This is a genomic window from Pseudomonas soli, assembly GCF_021283165.2.
GTDB classification, from domain to species: domain Bacteria; phylum Pseudomonadota; class Gammaproteobacteria; order Pseudomonadales; family Pseudomonadaceae; genus Aquipseudomonas; species Aquipseudomonas soli.
In genome coordinates this window covers 1,337,426-1,359,692 of the sequence record NZ_CP128543.1, presented here as the reverse complement: position 1 = coordinate 1,359,692, position 22,267 = coordinate 1,337,426, and the positions used below count along the sequence as shown (strand labels likewise).

The window sequence follows — 22,267 nt, the reverse complement described above, 5'->3', positions numbered from 1 at the left end:
GGCCCTATCGCCGGCAAGCCGGCTCCCACAAAGTGCAGGATGTATCCTACTTGTGGGAGCCGGCTTGCCGGCGATAGGGCGCGCGTAGACCACACAAACTTGCGACAGCTTCGGTTATCCTCAGGCCATTCCAGCTTCAGGAGCCAACATGACCCTCCCTCGCCTGCTCGTTCCCGCCGCCCTGGCCCTGCTCACCGCTTGCGCCCAGCAACCGCAACGCACCGTCGAACTGGACGGCGAAAGCGAATGCCCAAAGCGCCTGCAGGTCGGCCAGACCCTGACCCTCACCCTGCCCAGCAACCCCACCACCGGCTACCGCTGGCTGCTGCAGAACCCGGCTTCGGAGATCCTGCGCAGCCTTGGCCCCGAGGTATACAGTTCTCCGGAGCAAGCTGGCATCGTCGGCAGCGGTGGCCTGTCCAGCTGGCGCTTCCAGGCCAAGGCCGCCGGCGAGGGCCATCTGATCCTGGTCTACCAGCAGCCCTGGGCCCCGGAAGTACGTCCGGTACAGACCTTCGATTGCGCCATTCGGGTCAACTGAGCGAACGGCGCCGGTCAGCCAGTCATGCAAGCTTGCCGTGGTTTGGCTAGAATGCCGCCCCTGTAGATTGCCAGCCGCCTGGACCCACCGTGAGCAAACAACCCGACCGCCTATTCGCCCAACCCCTGGAGCAGGTGCCCGACTTCGTCTTCAACGAAGACGTGGTGCAGGTGTTCCCGGACATGATCAAGCGTTCGGTGCCCGGTTACCCGACCATCGTCGAGAACCTCGGCGTGCTGGCCGCGCGCTTCGCCCAGCCGGGCTCCGCACTGTACGACCTCGGCGCCTCGCTGGGCGCGGTGACCCAGGCGCTGCGTCGCCACGTGCGCGCGGACGGCTGCCGGGTGATCGCGGTGGATAACTCCGCGGCCATGGTCGAGCGCTGCCGCCAGTACCTCACCGCCCAGGACTCGATGTTCCAGGAGTTGCTGCCGGTGCAGGTGCTGGAGGCCGATATTCTCGCCCTGCCCTTCGAGCCGGCCTCTGTGGTGGCGATGAACTTCACCCTGCAGTTCGTCGCTCCCGAACAGCGCCTGGACCTGCTTGCCCGCATCCGCCAGGCACTTTTGCCGGGCGGCGCGTTGATTCTCTCGGAGAAACTGCGCTTCACCGACGCCCAGGAGCAGGAACTGCTCAACGAACTGCACCTGGACTTCAAGCGTGCCAATGGCTACAGCGAACTGGAAATCGCCCAGAAGCGCAGCGCCATCGAGAACGTGATGAAACCCGACACCCTGGAAACCCATGAAGCGCGCCTGCGCGCCGCCGGCTTCTCCAAGGTCGTGCCCTGGTTCCAATGCCTCAACTTCGCCTCGCTGATAGCCCTGCCATGATCGATCTGTCCCCCCTTGTCCGCCGCCTGGCGGGCACCCCCCTTGCCACCTGGTCCCAAGGCCTGCAGGCGCAACTCGAGAGCAAGCTGGAAAAAGGCCACGGCGACCTCGATCGCTGGCGCGGCGCCCTCGACGCACTGCCGCAGCTGACCCCGAGCGAAGTCGACCTGGTCGACGGCCTGCGCCTGGACTGCGACTGCGACGACGCCACCCGCGCGCAGATGCGCCAGGCGCTGATGGGCCTGTCGCCCTGGCGCAAGGGCCCGTTCGACCTGTTCGGCGTGCATGTCGATACCGAATGGCGCTCGGACTGGAAATGGTCGCGGGTCGGCCCGCACCTGGACCTCAAGGGCAAGCGCGTACTCGACGTGGGGTGCGGCAACGGCTACTACCAGTGGCGCATGCTCGGCGCCGGCGCCGACATGGTCATCGGCGTCGACCCCAACTGGTTGTTCTTCTGCCAGTTCCAGGCCGTGCAGCAATACCTGCCGGACTTGCCGGCGTGGCACCTGCCGTTCGCCCTCGAAGAGCTGCCGGCCAACCTCGAAGGTTTCGACACCGTGTTCTCCATGGGCGTGTTCTACCACCGCCGCTCGCCCATCGAGCACCTGCTGGCGCTCAAGGATTGCCTGGTCAAGGGTGGCGAGCTGGTGCTGGAAACCCTGGTGATCGAGGGCGACGAAAACCAGGTGCTGGTACCCGAGGACCGCTACGCGCAGATGCGCAACGTATGGTTCCTGCCGTCGGTGCCGGCCCTGGAGCGCTGGCTGCGCCGCGCCGGTTTCAGCGATGTGCGCTGTGTCGATGTCAGCGTCACCAGCGTCGAGGAACAACGCAGCACCGAGTGGATGCGCTATCAGTCACTGGGCGACTTCCTCGACCCGAACGACCACGGCAGGACCATCGAAGGCCTGCCGGCACCACGCCGCGCCACATTGCTGGCGCGCAAATAAAAAAAGGCGCCCGCTAGGGCGCCGAGGCTCACCTGCGCCGAGGAGCTGTGGCGGCGCAGGCGTGTGGTGCTCAATCCTTGGCCAGCTCGCGGGCCTTCTCTTCTGCCTTGCGCTCGCGCTCGGCCACAGCTTGCTGCTTGTCGCCGTGCAAACGCGCCTGATCCTCGCGGAAGGCTTGCCAGAATTGCTTCGAACGCTCCCCGCCACCCTCGGCGAAAATGCTGGTGCTGCCCAGGGCGAGGATCGCCAGCAGCAGGTACTTGGTCAGGCTCATCGTGCTTGCCTCGTGATAACCGTTTCGACAGGGCCATCATCGCAAGCGGGAGCTAACGCCAAGGTGAGGCAGACATTACAGTCCTGAAATCCCCGCCGTACCGCGTGGGAGCGGGCTTGCCCCGCGATTGCGACAAGCCTGTCGCGCATATGACCCACAGATTACAAATCAGCAATCCTCCTCTTTTCGCCATTCGCATCCAGTAACATTCCCGCCGCTTGACCCTGATGTCACTACAGGGTCGAGAATCGCCCCCTTTCCACACAGAGCCCGACCATGCGCCTACTGATCATCGAGGACGAACCACGCACCGCCGACTACCTGCAACAGGGCCTGCGCGAGAACGGGTATGTGGTCGACTGCGCCTCCAGCGGCACCGATGGTCTGCACTTGGCCCGCCAGCAGCCCTACGATCTGGTGATCCTTGACGTCAACCTGCCCGGGCTCGATGGTTGGGGCGTGCTGCAGCGCCTGCGCGCCGAATCCTCCACGCGGATCATGATGCTCACCGCCCACGGCCGTCTCGCCGATCGCGTCAAGGGGCTGGACCTGGGCGCAGACGACTACCTGCTGAAGCCGTTCGAATTCCCCGAGCTGCTGGCGCGTATCCGCAGCCTGCTGCGGCGCAACGACCAGCGCCTGCAGCCGAGCACCTTGAAGGTCGCCGACCTCGAACTCGATCCGGGCCGCCACCGCGCCTGGCGCGGCGGCCAGCGCATCGACCTGACCGCCAAGGAGTTCGCCCTGCTGCACCTGTTGATGCGCCAGAGCGGCGAGGTGCTGTCACGCACCCAGATCATCTCGCTGGTGTGGGACATGAACTTCGACTGCGACACCAACGTGGTGGAGGTATCGATCCGCCGCCTGCGGGCGAAGATCGACGACCCCTTCGACGACAAGCTGATCCACACCCTGCGCGGCGTCGGCTATGTGCTAGAGGCGCGGACGTGAAGCGCCCCAGCCTGTCGTTGCGCCTGGGCCTGGGCGTCACCCTGCTGGGCGCGGCGCTGGTGCTGCTGCTGGCGTGCCTGGCGGTATTTGCCCTGGACCACGAACTGGATAGCCGGGCGCGCAAGGACCTGACGCGCAAGATGCAGCAAGTCGAGCACAACCTGCGCGTAGACCTGCGAAGCGACGACCTGGGCGCCCGCGCCCACCCATTGCTCGATCTGGTCATGGGCCACGACAACCTCAGCCTCAGTGTGATCGCCATCAATGGCCGTCATCCGGCACTGCTCAGCCTGGGCCCGGCCATGCAGTCCCAGCATTTGCTGAACCTGGAAGCGGACGAGCGGCTGACCTTCCATGCCTGGCGCGACGACGGCGACAATCAGATCCTCACCGCCAGCCGCTTGATGCGCCTGCGCGACGACACCCCGGTCAAGGTGTTGATGTCGCTCAACCGCAGCGACGACAACAGCCTGCTGCAAGCCTATCTGCACTCGACGCTACTGGCCCTGCCGTTGCTGCTGGTGCTGATCGGCATCGCCGCCTGGAAGCTGGTGCAGCGCGGCCTGCGTCCGTTGCGGCACTTCCGCCGGATCGCCGGGCAGGTTTCGGCACAGGACCTTACTCACCGGCTGCCTGATGAGGGCCTGCCCAGCGAGCTGGCCGACCTCGCGCGCGCCATCAACATCATGCTCGACCGGCTCGACCAAGGTGTGCGCCAGCTATCGCAGTTCTCCGACGACCTGGCCCACGAGCTGCGCACGCCCATCGGCAACCTGATGGGCAAGGCCCAGGTGACCCTGGCCCGTGAGCGTGACGGCGACAAGTACCGCGAAGCCCTCGAAGACAGCGTCGAGGAGCTGACCCGCCTCAACCGCATCATCAACGACATGCTGTTCCTCGCCCAGGTCAGCCAGCCGCAGACCCAGGTTGCCCTGGCGCCCCTGACGTTGGCCGACGAAGTGGCGCGGGTGAGTGAACTGTTCGCCTTCAGTGCCGAGCTCAAGGGCATCTCCCTGCACCTGCAAGGCTGGGGCACGGCCCTGGCGGACCGGTTGATGTTCCAGCGGGCGCTATCCAACCTGCTGAGCAATGCGATTCGCCATGCACCGGAGGGCGAGCCGGTTGCCGTAGGCATCGAGCGGCTGGGCAACGAGATTGCCGTGTGGGTGCAGAACCAGGGCAGAGGGATAGAGGAGACCCACCTGCCGCACCTGTTCGAACGCTTTTACCGGGCCGGGGCCGGGCGTTCACGGCTGGAGGGTGGCACCGGGCTGGGGTTGGCGATCGTCAAGTCGATCATGCAATTGCATGGGGGGCGGATCGAGGTCAGGAGCAGCCCTTTGGGCCCTACCCGCTTCACTCTGGTATTTCGAGCGGAGTAAGTGGTTGATGCCAACGGCCTCATCGCCGGCAAGCCGGCTCCCACATGGATCGCACTGGCCTTGAGTGCTGCGCAGTACCTGTGGGAGCCGGCTTGCCGGCGATGAGGCCGGTGCAGACGGTCAGAAAATCACCGCGAAGCGGCGACGATCAGCGCTTTCATCTCGGCCACCGCGGCCTTGAAGCCGACGAACAGCGCATGGGCCACCAGCGCATGGCCGATGTTCAGCTCGTTGATGCCCTTGATCGCGGCCACGGCCTCGACGTTGTGGTAATGCAGGCCATGCCCGGCATTGACGATCAGGCCCTGGCCAACACCAAACGCTACGCCATCGACGATGCGCTTGAGCTCCTCGGCGACTTCGGACGGCGTCTCGGCATCGGCGTAACGGCCGGTGTGCAACTCGATGGCCGGGGCGCCGACACGGCGCGAGGCCTCGATCTGCCGCTCGTCGGCATCGATGAACAGCGACACCTCGGCACCGGTGCGCGACAGGCGCTCGACCGCCGCCTTGATCCGCGCCTCCTGGCCAGCGACGTCGAGGCCGCCTTCGGTGGTCAGTTCCTGACGGGTTTCCGGCACCAGGCAGATATGCGCCGGGCGGATCTTCTCGGCGAAGGCCATCATCTCTTCGGTGACGCCCATCTCGAAGTTCATGCGGGTCTGCAGCACGTCCTTGAGCAGCAGCACATCGCGCTCCTGGATGTGCCGGCGGTCTTCGCGCAGGTGCACGGTGATGCCGTCGGCACCCGCTTCCTCGGCGTCCAGGGCGGCCTTGACCGGATCCGGATAGCGGGTGCCCCGGGCCTGGCGCAGGGTCGCCACGTGGTCGATATTGACACCGAGAAGCATGCGGTTGCTGTGAGTCACGAAGGGGCACTCCTGAAAGTTGAGGGCCACAGCATACGTGCTGCTCAGCGCTTGCGAAACAGTTCCCGGCTGACCAATGGCTTGGGCCCGAGGTGGACCGCCAGTGCCTGGCGCATCAGGCGCTTGGCGGCGAGCAAGGCACCGGGCGCCTCCCAGTCGGCCTGGGCCAGGGCCAGCAGTTCGCCGCCCTTGAACAACCCAGGCTGGAACAGTTCGACCCGCTCGAGGCCGGCGTCCACCTGCAGGCGATAAAGGCCTTCGGCGACCACAGGGCTGTCGTTGACGTCATGTTCAAGCGAGAAGGCGTAACCTAGCTCATCCAGCAGGCGCCATTCGAAGGAGCGCAACAGCGGCTCCAGCGCACGCCCGGCGGCCAGGGCCTGCAAAGTCAGGGTGTAGTGCTCGAACAGTGCCGGGTGCGGCGCCTCGGCGGGCAGCAGGCGCATCAGCAGCTCGTTGAGGTACAGCCCGCTGAACAGCGCGTCACCGTGCAACCAGGCGGCAATGCCGACGGCATCCAGGCGGCCGACGTTCTTCAACTCGCCGCGCCCGCGCAGCTCCACCTCCAGCGGCACGAACGGTCGCACCAGGCTGCCGCCCTTGCCCCGCGCCCGGCGCAGCACGGCGCGTACCTTGCCTTGCGGGGTAAGAAAGTCCACCAGCGCACTGGTTTCCTTGTAGGCGCGGCTGTGCAGCACGTAGGCCGGATGGGGGGTGGGTCGGTCCATCAGCGATTTCTCAACGTCATAAATGACTGTGGGAGCGGCGATGCGGCGGCCCGAATTGCCCCGCGATAGCTGTCGCGGGGAAAGTCGGGCCGCCGCATCACCGCTCCCACAAGAGGTACGGGTCCGGTCGGCGGATTACAGGTCTCCGTAGCCCAGCGAGCGCAGGGCGCGCTCGTCGTCGGACCAGCCGCCTTTGACCTTGACCCACAGGTTGAGCATGACCTTGGAGTCGAACAGCACTTCCATGTCCTTGCGCGCCTCGGAGCCAATGCGCTTGATGCGCTCGCCCTTGTCGCCAATGATGATCTTCTTCTGCCCGTCGCGTTCAACCAGGATCAACGCATGGATGTGCAGCACATGGCCCTGCTGCTTGAACTCCTCGATCTCCACGGTGATCTGGTACGGCAGCTCGGCACCGAGCTGACGCATGATCTTCTCGCGCACCAGCTCGGCGGCAAGGAAACGGCTGCTACGGTCGGTGATCTGGTCTTCCGGGAAGAAGTGATCGTTCTCGGGCAGGTGCTTGGCGATCTGTGCTTCCAGCGCTTCGAGGTTGTGCCCCTGCTGCGCGGAAATCGGCATCACCTCGGCGTTCGGCAGCTGCTCTTGCAGCCACTGCAGGTGCGGGATCAGCTCGGCCTTCTCTTCCATGCGGTCGGTTTTGTTGACCGCGATGATCAGCGGGCCGGTCACGTACTGCACGCGCTCCAGCACCAACTGGTCTTCGTCGGTCCACTTGGTGCGGTCGACCACGAAGATCACCACGTCGACATCCTTCAGGGCTGCCGAGGCGTTGCGGTTCATGTAGCGGTTCAGCGCCTTGTCGTTGGCCTTGTGCATGCCGGGGGTGTCGACGTAGATCGCCTGCACGTCACCCTCGGTCTTGATCCCGAGCATGTTGTGACGGGTGGTCTGCGGCTTGCGCGAGGTGATCGCCAGCTTCTGACCGAGGATGTGGTTGAGCAGCGTGGACTTGCCCACGTTGGGGCGACCGACAATGGCAACATAGCCGCAGCGGGTCGAAGTATTCTCAGTCATTGCCATTCTCCACGCCCAGGGCGATCAATGCGGCGGCGGCGGCGACCTGCTCGGCGATACGCCGGCTCACGCCCTGGCCGCGGCTTTTCTTGTTCAGCAGGACCACTTCGCATTCGACGAAGAAGGTCCGGCAGTGCGGTTCGCCCTGGATATCCACCACTTCGTAACGTGGCAACTCGCAGGCACGCGACTGCAGGAACTCCTGCAGGCGCGTCTTGGGGTCCTTGTTGGTGTCGACCAGGGTCAGGCCATCGAACTCGTCGGTCAGCCAGGCGAGGATTCGCTCGCGCGCGGTCTGCATGTCGGCGTCCTGGTAGATCGCACCGATCAGGGCCTCGAGGGCGTCGGCAAGAATCGACTCGCGACGAAAACCACCGCTTTTCAACTCACCCGAGCCCAGGCGCAGGTATTCGCCCAGGTCGAAGCCGCGGGCCAGCCGCGCCAGGGTCTCGCCCTTGACCAGACGGGCGCGAAGACGCGACAACTGGCCTTCACGCGCCTGCGGGAAGCGCTCGAACAGCGCCTCGCCGACCACGAAGTTGAGGATGGCATCGCCAAGGAACTCCAGGCGCTCGTTATTGCGCCCGGCGTAGCTGCGATGGGTCAGGGCCAGCAGCATCTGGTCCTGGTTCTTGAAGGTGTAGCCGAGCTTGCGCTCCAGGCGTGCAAGGGAACCACTCATGGGGCCACCCCGGCAATGTTCAACGCGTTGTTCAAATCAACATCCTGAAAGACGGTTTGACTGTGGTCAGACGCCGGCAACGGCGAAAGCCTCGCTCCCTGAGAACACAGCCTATGTCAGAAATGCAATCGGCGCCGTCCGTGGACAGCGCCGTCGTTACTCAATGGATCAGCCCGACCCGCGACAGGTTCGGGAAGTGGCTGAGTTTCGGCTCTGGCCAGCTCATCCAGACCGCGAAGGCCTTGCCGACGATGTTCCGGTCCGGAACCATGCCGTGCAGTTCCTTGGGAATGTTCGGATCATCCCAGAAACGGCTGTCGTTGGAGTTGTCGCGGTTGTCACCCATCATGAAGTAGTGACCGGCCGGCACGCTCCATTGCTGGTCCGGCGGCATGCGGTAGCGGGTCATTTCCTTGCGGATCAGGTGCTCGGCTTCACCGAGCTTCTCCTTGTACAGCTCGGCGCTGCCCAGGGTGCCCGGCTCGCTGCCGACCAACTGCTCGGCAATCGCCTGGCCATTGACGAACAGGCGCTTGTCGGCGGTGTAGCGGATCACATCGCCCGGCAGGCCGACCACACGCTTGATGTAGTTGACGTTGGGGTCGCTCGGGTAGCGGAACACCATCACATCCCCGCGCTGCGGATCACCCACCTCGATGACCTTCTTGTCGATCACCGGCAGGCGAATGCCGTAGGAGAACTTGTTCACCAGGATGAAGTCGCCCACTTCCAGCGTCGGCTTCATCGACCCCGACGGGATCTGGAACGGCTCGACCAGGAAGGAGCGCAGCACCAGCACGATGAACAGCACCGGGAAGAACGACTTGCCGTACTCAACCAGCAACGGTTCCTTGTTCAGGCGTTCGACCACGGCCATTTCGGGTTGGCTGACGCTGCCCTGGTAGTTGGCGATCGCCGCACGCCGGCGCGGGGCCAGGAACAGCAGGTCGAGCAGACCCAACAGACCGCAGACGGCAACGGCGATGACGAGCAACAGCGGGAAATTTAGCGACATAGGACCTAGCTATCCAACCTGAGCACAGCGAGGAAGGCTTCCTGTGGAATTTCCACGTTACCCACCTGCTTCATGCGTTTCTTACCGGCCTTCTGCTTCTCCAGCAGCTTCTTCTTACGGCTGACGTCACCGCCGTAGCACTTAGCCAGTACGTTCTTTCTGAGCGCCTTGACGGTTGTCCGCGCGATGATCTGGCCGCCGATAGCTGCCTGGATCGCCACGTCGAACATCTGCCGAGGGATCAGTTCCTTCATCTTTTCGGTCAACGCACGGCCTTTGTAGGCGGCGTTGTCGCGGTGCACGATCAGGGCCAGGGCATCGACCTTGTCGCCGTTGATCAGCACGTCCAGCTTGACCAGGTTGGCCGACTGGTAGCGGTCGAAATGGTAGTCCAGCGACGCGTAGCCGCGGCTGGTGGACTTGAGCCGGTCGAAGAAGTCCAGGACCACTTCGTTCATCGGCATGTCGTAGCGCACCTGCACCTGGCTGCCGAGGAACTGCATGTCGCGCTGCACGCCACGCTTCTCGATGCACAGGGTGATGACGTTGCCCAGGTGCTCCTGCGGAACCAGGATGGTCGCGGTGACGATCGGTTCGCGGAAGTCGGTGACGGACGAGACGTCCGGCAGCTTCGATGGGTTGTCGACGACGATGGTCTCGCCGGTCTTGAGCTCGAGCTCGTAGATCACGCTTGGCGCGGTGGTGATCAGGTCCAGGTCGTATTCGCGCTCCAGGCGCTCCTGGATGATCTCCATGTGCAGCATGCCGAGGAAGCCGCAACGGAAGCCGAAGCCCAGGGCGTCGGAGCTTTCCGGCATGTATTGCAGCGACGAGTCGTTCAGGGTCAGCTTCTGCAGGGCGTCGCGGAAGTCCTCGAAATCGTCGGAGCTGACCGGGAACAGGCCCGCGTAGACCTGCGGCTGGATCTTCTTGAAGCCCGCCAGCATTTCGACTTCCGGGGTGCTGGACAGGGTCAGGGTGTCACCGACCGGCGCGCCGTGAATGTCCTTGATGCTGGCGATGATGAAGCCCACTTCACCGGCTTTCAGATCGGCGGTCTGGGTGTGTTTCGGGGTGAACACGCCGACGCTGTCGACCAGGTGCACCTTGCCGGTGGACTTGACCAGGATCTTGTCGCCTTTCTTCACGCGGCCCTGGCGCACACGCACCAGCGAGACCACGCCCAGGTAGTTGTCGAACCAGGAGTCGATGATCAGTGCCTGCAGCGGTGCATCGATCTCACCGGTCGGTGCGGGAATGGTATGTACCAGGCGCTCGAGCACCTCGTCGACGCCCATGCCGCTCTTGGCACTGCACGCCACGGCGTCGGTAGCGTCGATGCCGATGATCTTCTCGATCTCGTCCTTGACGCGGTCCGGGTCAGCCTGGGGCAGGTCCATCTTGTTCAGCACGGGCATGACTTCCAGGCCCTGCTCGATGGCGGTGTAGCAGTTGGCCACCGACTGCGCCTCGACGCCCTGGCCGGCATCGACCACCAGCAGCGCGCCCTCGCACGCCGCCAGCGAGCGCGAGACTTCATAGGTGAAGTCGACATGGCCGGGGGTGTCGATGAAGTTCAGCTGGTAGGTTTTACCATCCTGCGCCTTGTAGTGCAGCGTGACGCTGTGGGCCTTGATGGTGATACCGCGTTCGCGCTCCAGGTCCATGGAGTCGAGGACCTGGGCTTCCATTTCGCGCGCCGACAGGCCACCGCACATCTGGATGAAACGGTCGGCCAGCGTCGACTTGCCATGGTCGATGTGGGCGATGATGGAGAAATTGCGGATATGACTCAAATCACTCACGGGTCAACACTCGAAAAGGCTGCGAGCCGGACGCCCGCCGAAAAATAGCCGGGAATTGTACCTCAAGCCGCGGGGATATGGGAGATTCCTCTATCGGTCTGTATACAAGCTGCATGGCAGCAGGCCGCCACGGACAGCGGACGCCTGCCCACTCATAGAAAAGGGCAGCCGAAGCTGCCCTTTTCCTACCTTTCATCCAGCTTATTCAGCCAGCTTGAAGGTGATGAAGCTGGCGCGCCCCTGGCGCAGCACGCGCATGGACACTGAACGGTTCTTCGGCAGGTCCTTGGCAATCTCGGTGAACTGCTTGGCCGAGGCAATGGCCTGGTTGTTCAGGTGGCTGATCACATCGCCCGGACGCAGGCCGATCATGGCCGCAGGGCCATCCTGGACTTCCTTGATGACCACACCGCCCTTGAGTTCGAGCGACTTTTTCTGCTCGGCGCTCAGGTCGGCGACAGAGACGCCCAGGCGGTTGCTGCTGCGTTCGGCACTGCCATCGGCACCGGCACCCATGCCGATGTCGGCGTCATCCTCGGGCAATGCGCCGATGGTGACATCCAGGTTCTGACGCTTGCCGTTGCGGATGATCTCGAGCTTGGCTTTCTCGCCATCCTTCAGGCTGCCCACCAGGTGCGGCAGGTCGGCGGACATGACGATCGGCTGGCCATTCATGCTCAGAATGACATCGCCCACCTGCAGGCCGCCCTTGGCTGCCGGCCCGTTCTCCAGGACCTGTGCCACCAGGGCGCCGGCCGGCTTGTCAAGGCCGAAGGATTCGGCCAGATCTTTGTTGACCTCCTGGATCACCACGCCCAGCCAGCCGCGGCTGACCTTGCCGTCTTTCTTCAGCTGGTTCGACACATCGATCGCCACGTCGATCGGGATGGCGAACGACAGCCCCATGAAGCCGCCGGAACGGGTGAAGATCTGCGAGTTGATGCCCACCACCTCGCCTTTCATGTTGAACAGCGGGCCACCGGAGTTCCCCGGGTTGATCGCCACGTCGGTCTGGATGAACGGCACATAGGTGTCGTTAGGCAACGTGCGGCCCTTGGCGCTGACGATACCCTTGGTCACCGAGTGGTCGAAGCCGAACGGCGAACCGATGGCCAGCACCCATTCACCTACCTTGAGCTTTTCCGAATCGCCCAGCTTCACGGTCGGCAGGTTCTTGCCGTCGACCTTGAGCAGAGCCACGTCGGTGCGTGGGTCGGTGCCCACCAGCTTGGCCTGCAGCTCACTGCGGTCGGACAGGCGGACGATGATCTCGTCGGCGTCGGCTACCACATGATTGTTGGTCAGCACGTAACCGTCGCTGGAAATGATGAAGCCAGATCCCAGAGACTGCGCTTCACGCTGGCGATCACCGCGTGGGGAGCGCGGCTGCTGCGGCATGTTGCGCTCGAAAAACTCGCGGAACATCGGCGGCAGGCCTTCGAGGTCGGGCATCTGCCCGGCGGCAACGCGGCGATCCGGCAGTTTCTGCTTGGTACTGATGTTGACCACTGCCGGCGAGGCCTGCTCGACCAAGGTGGTGAAGTCCGGCAGGGACTCTTCGGCCTGGGCGCTGAGCATCTGGCCGAGCATCAGCACGGCAGCGAACATCGATAGGTAGGTTTTCAAGCGTGGTATTGACATACGGCTCCCGTCACAACGAGCGTAGTTAGCAGTAAGGTTCCCGCAGACGCAGGAAAGGCCAGACTCCGAGAAGCCTGACCTATAGAAAATTTGCGGCAGGATTGCAAATGACAATGCCTTAATTTCATGTCAGCTCTGTGTAACAAGAGCTGTCAGAACACTGCGCTGTCATTGCCGCGCCTGGGCATCCTGGGCCCGCATCGACAAGGCGACACGTTCGGCCGTGCCCAGCGGAATCTCGCCAACCACCGTGACCATCACCTTGCCTTTGGGGGTTGTCAGGCGCCGCGATACTGCGACAGTGGGCCCAAGCTGGGCGCGGGTATCGATACCGGACTCGTTGCCGATCGGTTCAAGGAAGACCGAAAAACGGGCCAGACCATCGTCATACATCAGACTGCTGACAGTACTCTTGCGCTCGGGATCGCGCCGTACTGAGCTGTTGACCAGCTCGAAACCCGGCGGCAGCCAATCGGAACGCCATCCGGCAACACCCTCTGAAGTGCCTGGCGCGATCTTATCGACAGGTCGGCAGGCAGCGCCAGCACCAAGGTCGGCGTCGGTCGGCACCGTGTCGGTATCCAGGCGAGTCATCTGGAAACGCTCAAGCAACTGGCCCTTGTCGTTGAGCATCAACGAACGCAGGGGCAGTCCGGTGCGGCGATCAAGGTGCAGTTCGAAGGCATAGCGGTGCTGGTCACGCGGGGTGAGGGAGACAACCACGGCGTCGCGCCCGGCAACGCGTGACTCGCCTGACACGCTCAGGTCGTACCAGCTCATCAGTTTCAAGGGATCAAGCACACGCGCGGCATTATCCGGCGGGGCACTCACACTGGTGACCAGGTTGCCACTGACGCACTGCACCTTGCCATTGACCCGCACGATTTCCTGGGCCGAGCCGTCGAGCTGCAACAGCCGCTCGCTGACCTTGCCATCCTGGACGCGATGCCAGATATCGTGGGAAGAGAAGCTGCCGTTACGCTCGTAAACGAAGGAACCCTGGTAACTCTGCTGCTGCTCGGCCCGTGCCAGCTTGTTCAGCCACTCACTCGCCTCAGGCGAGGAATTGGCGGCCAGGGCCTGCACCGTCAGGCTGCTGCCAAGCAGCAGCGACAGGAGAGGTAGCGCGCGCATGATCCTCCTTACTTAGCGGTTTTCCAGGCTGGCAGCGCGAGCGTAAGGCAGCGCGGTCTCGTTGCCCTTCAGCGCGGACTCCTGGGCATGCTGACGCAGGTAACCTGGCAGCCGCTGATCCCAGCCAGCCTGGTTCTGCAGCACACCGTTGGCCATTGGCCCGGTCGGTTGCTCGTTGCTCTCACTATAGCCTGCCAATACAGCCGGACCTTGCACCTGAGGCATGCTCAGCCCTTGCTGGGCCGGTTGCTGGGCGGCCAACTGGGCTCCGGTGATTTCATCCTGGTTGTACAAGCGCACGCCAGCGAGCACGGCAACAGTCACCGATGCGGCCACGGCCAGGCGGCCGATGCTGCGCCATGGGCCCTGCTTGACCTTGGCCGGGACGGCCTCGTCGGCCAGCGCCGCGGAAACTGCCGAGGCGATGTCCAGCTTGGGCATCAGCAGTTCCTTGTGCATGGCTGCGCGGGCAATCTGGTAGCGCGACCAGGTGGCGCGGGTTTCTGCATCGTCGACCGCGTTCAGCACGCGACGCAGTTCCAGTTCGTCCGCTTCGTTATCCATCACTGCGGACAGCGATTCCTGCAAAGCTTCACGACTCATGGCGGTTCCTCTCTTGGCTGTCGCCGCTGTCTCAGGTTTCCTGCAACAAAGGTTGCAGGGCTTTATCTATGGCCTCCCGAGCGCGGAAAATTCGAGAGCGCACGGTACCCACCGGACATTGCATGACACTGGCAATGTCTTCATAACTCAGTCCATCGAACTCGCGCAGGGTCAGTGCCGTGCGCAAATCTTCCGGCAGTTGCTGGATTGTTCGATGGACAGTGCCTTCGATTTCATCCCGCAACAACGCGCGCTCTGGGGACTCGAGATCCTTGAGGCCATGATCGCCGTCGTAAAACTCCGCATCCTCGGAGCTCACATCACTGTCTGGTGGCCGCCTTCCACGGGATACCAGGTAGTTCTTCGCCGTGTTTATGGCGATGCGGTACAGCCAGGTGTAGAAGGCACTGTCTCCGCGAAAATTCCCAAGCGCACGGTATGCCTTGATGAAGGCTTCCTGCGCCACGTCCTGCGCTTCATGGGTGTCGTGTACGAAACGTACGATCAACCCGAGAATCTTGTGCTGATACTTCAGCACCAACAGATCGAACGCTCGCCTGTCGCCACGCTGCACGCGCTCGACAAGCTGCTGATCCTCTTCCTGGGTTAGCATGAACACTCCTCAATGATCTCGAAGGAGCGTTGCAACAACCATCGTTCAGGCTTGCAACCATAGACTCGGGCTTTGCGCAAAAGTTCTCCCCTCCAAGCAAGTTTCCTACGGCCCTTGGTCGGCTCGCACGGAAGACGCAGCGCGGTTACGGCCGGCTACGTCGATAATCAGGATTCATTACGCAGGTGCCAGCCCAGAATAGGACTGGTGCCTTGCGTCGCCGCGGCAATCTTTGGCGTAAGGGCAGCCTGTATAGGATTTCCAGGCATATCGGAAAGTTCCCAGAAAGATCGCCACTCACCCGCAAGTGCCATTGGAAATCAGGCGCCCGGGACTGCTATAAAGGCAACCCGATCCGGTTTCACGATAGTTTCACATTGCCATCGGCGCCCGACTATTGTGCCGTGCCCCCCCCAAAGATTACTAGTGTCCCGACATGAGCCAACAATTCCAACATGATGTCCTGGTGATCGGTAGCGGTGCCGCCGGTCTCAGCCTGGCACTGAACCTTCCCGGCCACCTGCGCATCGCCGTGCTGAGCAAGGGCGACCTGGCCAACGGTTCGACCTTCTGGGCCCAAGGCGGCGTCGCCGCAGTGCTCGATGACACCGATACCGTACAGTCGCATGTCGAGGATACCCTCAATGCCGGAGGTGGCTTGTGTCATGAGGATGCAGTGCGTTTCACCGTCGAGCACAGCCGCGAAGCCATCCAGTGGCTGATCGAGCAGGGTGTGCCGTTCACCCGTGACGAACACTACAGCGTCGACGACGGCGGTTTCGAGTTCCACCTGACCCGCGAGGGCGGCCACAGCCACCGGCGCATCATCCATGCCGCCGACGCCACCGGCGCCGCGATCTTCACTACCTTGCTGGAGCAGGCGCGCAAGCGGCCGAACATCCAGTTGCTGGAACAGCGCGTGGCCGTCGACCTGATCACCGAGCGGCGCCTGGGCCTGGATGGAGATCGCTGCCTTGGCGCCTACGTCCTGGACCGTAACACCGGCGAGGTGGACACCTTCGGCGCCCGTTTCACCGTGCTGGCCACCGGCGGCGCGGCCAAGGTGTACCTCTATACCAGCAATCCCGACGGTGCTTGCGGCGACGGCATCGCCATGGCCTGGCGCGCCGGCTGCCGGGTGGCAAATCTTGAGTTCAACCAATTCCACCCGACCTGCCTGTACCATCCGCAGGCCAAGAGTTTCCTGATCACCGAGGCCCTGCGCGGCGAGGGTGCGCTGCTGCGCCTGCCCAACGGCGAGCGCTTCATGCCGCGCTTCGACCCACGTGAAGAGCTGGCGCCACGGGATATCGTTGCCCGCGCCATCGACCACGAGATGAAGCGCCTGGGGGTGGACTGCGTCTACCTGGACATCAGCCACAAGCCGGCCGACTTCATCAAGAATCACTTCCCGACAGTCTACGAACGCTGCCTGGCGTTCGGTATCGACATCACCCGTCAGGCTATCCCGGTGGTACCGGCAGCCCATTACACCTGTGGTGGGGTAATGATCGACGAGCATGGCCACAGCGACGTGCCCGGCCTGTACGCCATCGGCGAAACAAGCTTCACCGGCCTGCATGGCGCCAACCGCATGGCCAGCAACTCGCTGCTTGAATGCTTCGTCTACGGTCGCGCTGCCGCCGCCGACATCGAGGCGCGCCTGGACCAGGTCGCCATGCCCCGTGCCCTGCCCTGCTGGGATGCCAGCCAGGTCACCGATTCGGACGAGGACGTGATCATCGCGCACAACTGGGACGAACTGCGGCGTTTCATGTGGGACTATGTCGGCATCGTGCGCACCAGCAAACGCCTGCAACGGGCCGAGCACCGGGTGCGCATGTTGCTGGACGAAATCGACGAGTTCTACAGCAACTACAAGGTCAGCCGTGACCTGATCGAGCTGCGCAACCTGGCGCAGGTGGCCGAGTTGATGATCCGCTCGGCCATGCAACGCAAGGAAAGCCGGGGCCTGCATTACACCTTGGATTATCCGGGGATGCTACCGGAGGCCAAGGACACGATCCTGGTACCAGCGAACCACGAGTAAGACCTGGACCGGCATGGGACCGGGCTAGCCGCGAAGAGAACAGCCTCTGTATCGACCTCGCGGCGCCGGCCCGCTCCCACGAACCGCCATCAAGCCAATGCTGGATCGATCACCAGCACCAGCTTCCCGGAAACCTGGTTGCTTGCCAGCTCCGCATACGCAGCTTCGGCAAATTCACCCGGATAGGTGTCGACCAGCTGTGGCGACAGTCGCCCCTCGCTGAACAACGGCCACACCTGCTGGCGCAATTCGCGCAACAATTCGGCCTTGAACCCGTCATCACGGTTGCGCAGCGTGGACCCGGTGATTTCCAGGCGCTTGCCCAACACCAGCGCCAAATCCAGCTCGACCTTGCGCCCGCCCATCAGGCCAATGATCACCCAACGCCCGTCTAGGGCCAGCAGTTGAAGGTTGAGCGACGCATAGCTGGCACCCACCGGGTCCAGAATCACATCGAATGGACCGAGCTGCTTCAGGTCGTCGAGGTTGCCATTACGCACCACGCCACCCGCAGCCCCCAGCGACTCACAGTAGGCCAGGCGCTCCGGCGAGCCGACGCTGACCCACACCGGGCTGCCGAATGCCTTGCACAGCTGGATGGCCGCAGAGCCCACGCCACTGGCGCCGGCATGCACCAGTACCTTCTCGCCAGCCTTCAATGCCCCCAGCTGGAAGATGTTCAGCCAGGCCGTGGCATACACCTCTGGAATCGCAGCGGCCTCGTGCAGGCTCAACCCTTCGGGCACCGGCAGCACATGACGGGCGTCGACCACCACCTCCTCGGCCATGCCGCCGCCGGCGAGCAATGCACAGACCCGATCGCCCACGCGCCAATCGGCACCGGCTCCAACTTCCTCGACCACGCCGGCGCATTCCAGGCCCAGGTAAAGGCTCGCACCGGGCGGTGGCGGATACAGCCCTGCGCGCTGCAGCAGGTCGGCGCGGTTCAGGCCCGCGGCGGCCACACGGATACGTACCTGCCCGGCATCGCATGCCGGGCGCTCGGCCTCGACCCACGCCACATGTCCGTCAACGCCTTGCAATGCCTTCACAGTGCCTCCATAGTTGAATCATATGACCGAGCCTGGGCACGCCAAGTCCCAGGCTTTTTGCAGTATGCGTCCGGCTCCGATGGAACCGGCGAACGGATAAGACGGCCTACTATGCGTGATCAATTGCCTCCACGTCGAATCAGCATGAAGCATTTCCTCCCCAGCACCGCCCTCGCCCTCATGATCGGCCTGGGCAGCCTCACGCTCGGTGGCAATGCGGCCGCCGCCAACAAGTGGGACAGCCTGCAGCCAGACCGCGACGAAGTAGTCGCCAGCCTCAACATCGTCGAGCTGCTCAAGCGCCACCACTACAGCAAGCCGCCGCTGGACGACGCCCGTTCGGTCATCATCTATGACAGCTACATCAAGCTGCTCGACCCTTCGCGCAGCTACTTCACTGCCGCCGACATCGCCGAATTCGACAAATGGAAGACCCAGTTCGACGACTTCCTGAAAAGCGGCAACCTCGAGCCGGGCTTCACCATCTACAAGCGCTACCTTGACCGCGTGAAATCGCGCCTGGACTTCGCCCTGGCGGAGCTGGCCAAGGGTGCCGACAAGATCGACTTCACGGTGAAGGAAGACCTGCTGGTCGACCGCAAGGATGCCCCGTGGATGAAGAACCAGGCCGAGCTCGACGACCTGTGGCGCAAGCGCGTCAAGGACGAAGTGCTGCGCCAGAAGATCGCCGGCAAGGATCCCAAGCAGATCCAGGAAACCCTGACCAAGCGCTACAAGAACCAGCTGGCGCGCCTGGACCAGACCCGCGCGGAAGACATCTTCCAGGCCTATATCAACACCTTCGCCCAGTCCTACGACCCGCACACCAACTACCTGTCGCCGGACAACGCCGAGAACTTCGACATCAACATGAGCCTGTCGCTCGAAGGCATCGGCGCGGTGCTGCAGAGCGACAACGACCAGGTCAAGATCGTACGCCTGGTGCCGGCCGGCCCTGCCGCCAAGACCAAGCAGGTGGCGCCGGCCGACAAGATCATCGGCGTCGCCCAGGGCAACAAGGAAATGGTCGACGTGGTCGGCTGGCGTCTTGACGAAGTGGTCAAGCTGATCCGCGGCCCGAAAGGCTCGGTGGTGCGCCTGGAGGTCATCCCGGCCAGCAACGCGCCGAACGACCAGACCAGCAAGATCGTCTCGATCACCCGCGAAGCGGTCAAGCTCGAGGAGCAGGCGGCGAAGAAGTCGGTGCTCAAGCTCAAGCAGGATGGCCGCGACTACAAGCTCGGCATCATCGAGATCCCGGCCTTCTATCTGGACTTCAAGGCCTACCGCGCTGGTGATCCGGATTACAAGAGCACCACCCGCGACGTGAAGAAGCTGCTCACCGAGCTGCAGAAAGAGAAAGTCGACGGCGTGGTCATCGACCTGCGCAACAACGGTGGCGGCTCGCTGCAGGAAGCCACCGAGCTGACCAGCCTGTTCATCGAGAAGGGCCCGACCGTGCTGGTGCGCAACAGCGACGGGCGCGTCGACGTGCTCGAAGACGAGAACCCCGGCGCCTTCTACAAAGGCCCGCTGGCACTGCTGGTCAACCGCCTGTCGGCGTCCGCCTCGGAAATTTTCGCCGGGGCCATGCAGGACTACCACCGTGCGCTGATCATTGGTGGCCAGACCTTCGGCAAAGGCACCGTGCAAACCATCCAGCCGCTCAACCATGGCGAACTCAAGCTGACGCTGGCCAAGTTCTACCGGGTTTCCGGGCAGAGCACCCAGCACCAGGGCGTGCTGCCGGACATCGCCTACCCGTCGATCATCGACACCAAGGAGATCGGCGAAAGCGCGCTGCCTGAAGCCATGCCGTGGGACACCATCCGTCCAGTGGTCAAGCCTGCCTCCGATCCGTTCAAACCGTTCCTGACGCAGCTCAAGGCGCAGCATGAGGCGCGCAGCGACAAGGATGCCGAGTTCGTCTATATCCGCGACCGCCTGGCACTGACCCAGAAGCTGATGAACGAGAAGACCGTCAGCCTCAACGAGCAGCAACGTCGCGCTCGCCACGACGAGATCGAAGCCAAACAGCTGGCGCTTGAGAACATCCGACGCAAGGCCAAGGGCGAAGAGCCGCTCAAGGAACTGAAAAAAGAGGACGAGGACGCCCTGCCCGCCGAGCCGGACGACACCAAGCCCGAGGACGATGCCTACCTGTCCGAGACCGGTCGCATCCTGCTCGACTACCTGAGCCTCAGCACCTCGGTGGCCAAGCACTGAAATGATGGCAAAATAATGTGAGCTGTCATCAAACAGTCACCGGACTGTCGTGAAATAGAAGGGCCGAACGTGCAAGCGTCCGGCCCTTTTCAATTCAGGAAGCAGTCCATGACCGTCACCGAACAGCTCAGCGCATTGAGTGCCATCCTGGCTCAACGCAGCATCCACTGTCTGTTCCAACCCATCGTCTGCCTTTCCGAACGGCGCATCCTCGGCTATGAGGCCCTGAGTCGCGGCCCCTCCAACAGCCCCTTGCACTCGCCCCTGAACCTGTTCGCCATCGCCCGCCAGGCCGGTCGCCTGGGTGAACTGGAGGTGCTGTGCCGGGAAACCGCCTGCCGACGCTTCAGCGAGCTGAACCTTGGGGGCCAGCTGTTTCTCAACGTCTCGCCCGAATCCCTGGTGGAACCCAATTACCCTTCCGGGCGCACTCTGCAGATGCTCGAACAGGTCGGCCTGTCCCCCAGCCGGGTGGTCATCGAACTGACCGAGCAGACCCCCACCGAAGACTTCCAACTGCTGTACAACGCCCTGCACCACTACCGCGACATGGGTTTTTCCATCGCTCTGGATGACCTGGGTGCCGGGTACTCCAGCCTGCGGCTGTGGTCGGAATTGCGCCCGGATTATGTAAAGATCGACCGACATTTCATCGACAGCATCCACCAGGACCCACTCAAGCGTGAGTTCGTCGGTTCGATCCTGCAGATCGCCCGTGCTTCCCGTGCCCAGGTGATCGCGGAAGGTATCGAGCTGGCCGAGGAACTGGCGATACTGGGCGACATGGGGGTGGATCTGGTCCAGGGCTACCTGCTGGGGCGCCCCCAGGAGTTTCCCCCAGGTGACAGCATCGGCCCGTTGCCCCCGGCGATGGATACGAACGTGGCACTGGACGAAGACAGCAGCGATCTCAGCGCGCTACTCATCCTGCAACCCTCGGTCACGCGCGATACCACCATTCAGCACGTGCTCGAGGCGTTCCACCGCCAGGCCAACCTCAATTCGCTCGCGGTGCTGGACGAGCGTGGCAAACCCTGTGGCATCGTCCACCGCTATTCACTAGCCGAGGCCCTGCTAAAGCCCTTCGGCACCGACCTTTTCGCCCGCAAACCAATCAGCCGATTGATGAGCCAGGATTTTCTCGCCGTCGAGCGCAGCCAGTCGCTGCAGCAAGTCAGCCGGCTGCTTACCAGCCGCGCCCGCCAGCGCATCGAGGAAGATTTCATCATCACCCAGAGTGGGCGCTACGTGGGGCTGGGGCGAGTGATCGACGTACTCAAGCTGATCACCGAACAGAAGATCCAGCAGGCAAGGCACGCCAACCCACTCACTTTGCTGCCGGGCAACGTGCCGATCCAGCAGTGCCTGGCGCGCTTGCTGCTGCAACGGCGCGAGGCCGCCGTATGCTACGTGGACATCGACAACTTCAAACCCTTCAACGATATCTATGGCTATGCCCGTGGCGACGAAGTGCTGTTGTGCCTGGCACAGTGCCTGAGCGACTGCGTCGATCCAAGCAGGGATTTCGTCGGCCATATCGGTGGGGATGATTTCATGCTGGTATTGGGATCGGCAGACTGGCGAGCTCGTATTGAACTGCTGGTAGAGGCCTTCGTTCGGGACTGTCGACGCTTCTATCGTGGTGAACACCTGGAAGCCGGATGCTTCGTCGCTCACAACAGGCAAGGTCAACATGAAACGTTCGAGTTGCTGTCCTTGTCGATCGGGGTGGTTTGGCTCGAACCGGGAAGCTGCGCAGGGATGGATGCCGGCCAGCTGGCCGAGCTTGCCTCACAAGCGAAAAGAAAGGCCAAGGAAATCGGTGGCGCGAGCCTGAGCCTGATCGATACGACAGTACTGGAGTAACCCCCTGGCAG

General features: G+C 63.2%; 20 protein-coding genes. 8 read left to right on the top strand and 12 right to left on the bottom strand.

Going from position 1 to position 22,267, the window contains the following annotated elements; genetic code table 11:
• Positions 1 to 148: 148 nt before the first annotated feature.
• The 3 genes from LU688_RS06205 to cmoB all read left to right on the top strand — a co-directional run bounded on the left by LU688_RS06205 (position 149) and on the right by cmoB (position 2,327).
• Positions 149 to 541, top strand: a complete 393-nt coding sequence (locus LU688_RS06205) for a protease inhibitor I42 family protein (RefSeq protein ID WP_023631860.1) — start codon at positions 149 to 151, stop codon at positions 539 to 541.
• Positions 542 to 630: 89 nt separating this feature from the next.
• Positions 631 to 1,374, top strand: coding sequence for a carboxy-S-adenosyl-L-methionine synthase CmoA (cmoA, locus tag LU688_RS06200; RefSeq protein ID WP_094010121.1), 744 nt, complete (start codon positions 631 to 633; stop codon positions 1,372 to 1,374).
• Positions 1,371 to 2,327: a tRNA 5-methoxyuridine(34)/uridine 5-oxyacetic acid(34) synthase CmoB gene (gene cmoB / locus LU688_RS06195; protein ID WP_038705566.1), complete on the top strand. Its 957-nt coding sequence runs from the start codon at positions 1,371 to 1,373 to the stop codon at positions 2,325 to 2,327. The genes cmoA and cmoB overlap by 4 nt, the downstream gene beginning before the upstream one ends.
• Before the next feature lie 70 nt (positions 2,328 to 2,397).
• Here cmoB and LU688_RS06190 read toward each other — a convergent pair whose 3' ends face one another.
• Positions 2,398 to 2,601, bottom strand: a complete 204-nt coding sequence (locus LU688_RS06190; RefSeq protein ID WP_094010122.1) for a hypothetical protein — start codon at positions 2,599 to 2,601, stop codon at positions 2,398 to 2,400.
• Between the two features lie 276 nt (positions 2,602 to 2,877).
• Here LU688_RS06190 and LU688_RS06185 point away from each other — a divergent pair, with 276 nt between their 5' ends.
• Together LU688_RS06185 and LU688_RS06180 are read left to right on the top strand one after the other, a co-directional pair.
• Positions 2,878 to 3,552, top strand: a complete 675-nt coding sequence (locus LU688_RS06185; RefSeq protein ID WP_023631995.1) for a heavy metal response regulator transcription factor — start codon at positions 2,878 to 2,880, stop codon at positions 3,550 to 3,552.
• A complete protein-coding gene (locus tag LU688_RS06180) occupies positions 3,549 to 4,934 on the top strand; it encodes a heavy metal sensor histidine kinase (protein WP_094010123.1) in 1,386 nt (461 codons plus the stop codon). The genes LU688_RS06185 and LU688_RS06180 overlap by 4 nt, the downstream gene beginning before the upstream one ends.
• Positions 4,935 to 5,062: 128 nt before the next feature.
• On the opposite strand, the gene pdxJ is transcribed toward LU688_RS06180, so the two are convergent.
• The 10 genes from pdxJ to rpoE form a co-directional block, all read right to left on the bottom strand.
• Positions 5,063 to 5,785, bottom strand: coding sequence for a pyridoxine 5'-phosphate synthase (gene pdxJ, locus LU688_RS06175; RefSeq protein ID WP_201754923.1), 723 nt, complete (start codon positions 5,783 to 5,785; stop codon positions 5,063 to 5,065).
• A 62-nt stretch (positions 5,786 to 5,847) separates the two neighbouring features.
• Positions 5,848 to 6,531: a DNA repair protein RecO gene (recO, locus tag LU688_RS06170; protein ID WP_104444404.1), complete on the bottom strand. Its 684-nt coding sequence runs from the start codon at positions 6,529 to 6,531 to the stop codon at positions 5,848 to 5,850.
• 135 nt (positions 6,532 to 6,666) lie between these two features.
• Positions 6,667 to 7,569, bottom strand: a complete 903-nt coding sequence (gene era, locus LU688_RS06165; protein ID WP_031315023.1) for a GTPase Era — start codon at positions 7,567 to 7,569, stop codon at positions 6,667 to 6,669.
• A complete protein-coding gene (gene rnc, locus LU688_RS06160) occupies positions 7,562 to 8,251 on the bottom strand; it encodes a ribonuclease III (RefSeq protein WP_023630413.1) in 690 nt (229 codons plus the stop codon). Before rnc ends, era begins: the two co-directional genes overlap by 8 nt.
• A gap of 160 nt (positions 8,252 to 8,411) precedes the next feature.
• On the bottom strand, positions 8,412 to 9,266 hold the full coding sequence (gene lepB / locus LU688_RS06155) for a signal peptidase I (protein WP_094010125.1): 855 nt from the start codon (positions 9,264 to 9,266) through the stop codon (positions 8,412 to 8,414).
• Positions 9,267 to 9,271: 5 nt separating this feature from the next.
• Positions 9,272 to 11,071 carry a translation elongation factor 4 gene (gene lepA, locus LU688_RS06150; RefSeq protein ID WP_038705563.1) on the bottom strand — a complete coding sequence of 600 codons (1,800 nt, stop codon included), beginning with the start codon at positions 11,069 to 11,071 and terminating at the stop codon, positions 9,272 to 9,274.
• 201 nt (positions 11,072 to 11,272) lie between these two features.
• Positions 11,273 to 12,679, bottom strand: a complete 1,407-nt coding sequence (locus tag LU688_RS06145) for a DegQ family serine endoprotease (RefSeq protein WP_371041504.1) — start codon at positions 12,677 to 12,679, stop codon at positions 11,273 to 11,275.
• 201 nt (positions 12,680 to 12,880) lie between these two features.
• The gene (locus LU688_RS06140; protein WP_094010127.1) at positions 12,881 to 13,846 is read right to left on the bottom strand and encodes a MucB/RseB C-terminal domain-containing protein; all 966 of its coding nucleotides are present in this window, start codon (positions 13,844 to 13,846) and stop codon (positions 12,881 to 12,883) included.
• 12 nt (positions 13,847 to 13,858) lie between these two features.
• On the bottom strand, positions 13,859 to 14,449 hold the full coding sequence (locus LU688_RS06135) for a sigma-E factor negative regulatory protein (RefSeq protein WP_094010128.1): 591 nt from the start codon (positions 14,447 to 14,449) through the stop codon (positions 13,859 to 13,861).
• A 31-nt stretch (positions 14,450 to 14,480) separates the two neighbouring features.
• Positions 14,481 to 15,062 carry an RNA polymerase sigma factor RpoE/AlgU gene (rpoE, locus tag LU688_RS06130; RefSeq protein ID WP_010220971.1) on the bottom strand — a complete coding sequence of 194 codons (582 nt, stop codon included), beginning with the start codon at positions 15,060 to 15,062 and terminating at the stop codon, positions 14,481 to 14,483.
• 436 nt (positions 15,063 to 15,498) lie between these two features.
• On the opposite strand from rpoE, the gene nadB reads away from it, so the two are divergent.
• A complete protein-coding gene (gene nadB, locus LU688_RS06125; protein WP_094010129.1) occupies positions 15,499 to 17,112 on the top strand; it encodes an L-aspartate oxidase in 1,614 nt (537 codons plus the stop codon).
• A gap of 89 nt (positions 17,113 to 17,201) precedes the next feature.
• On the opposite strand, the gene LU688_RS06120 is transcribed toward nadB, so the two are convergent.
• Positions 17,202 to 18,164, bottom strand: coding sequence for an NAD(P)H-quinone oxidoreductase (locus LU688_RS06120; RefSeq protein ID WP_160290802.1), 963 nt, complete (start codon positions 18,162 to 18,164; stop codon positions 17,202 to 17,204).
• 144 nt (positions 18,165 to 18,308) lie between these two features.
• Here LU688_RS06120 and LU688_RS06115 point away from each other — a divergent pair, with 144 nt between their 5' ends.
• Both LU688_RS06115 and LU688_RS06110 read left to right on the top strand, forming a co-directional pair.
• Positions 18,309 to 20,390 carry a carboxy terminal-processing peptidase gene (locus LU688_RS06115; protein ID WP_031314804.1) on the top strand — a complete coding sequence of 694 codons (2,082 nt, stop codon included), beginning with the start codon at positions 18,309 to 18,311 and terminating at the stop codon, positions 20,388 to 20,390.
• A gap of 108 nt (positions 20,391 to 20,498) precedes the next feature.
• A complete protein-coding gene (locus tag LU688_RS06110) occupies positions 20,499 to 22,256 on the top strand; it encodes a bifunctional diguanylate cyclase/phosphodiesterase (protein WP_094010131.1) in 1,758 nt (585 codons plus the stop codon).
• Positions 22,257 to 22,267 lie beyond the last annotated feature (11 nt).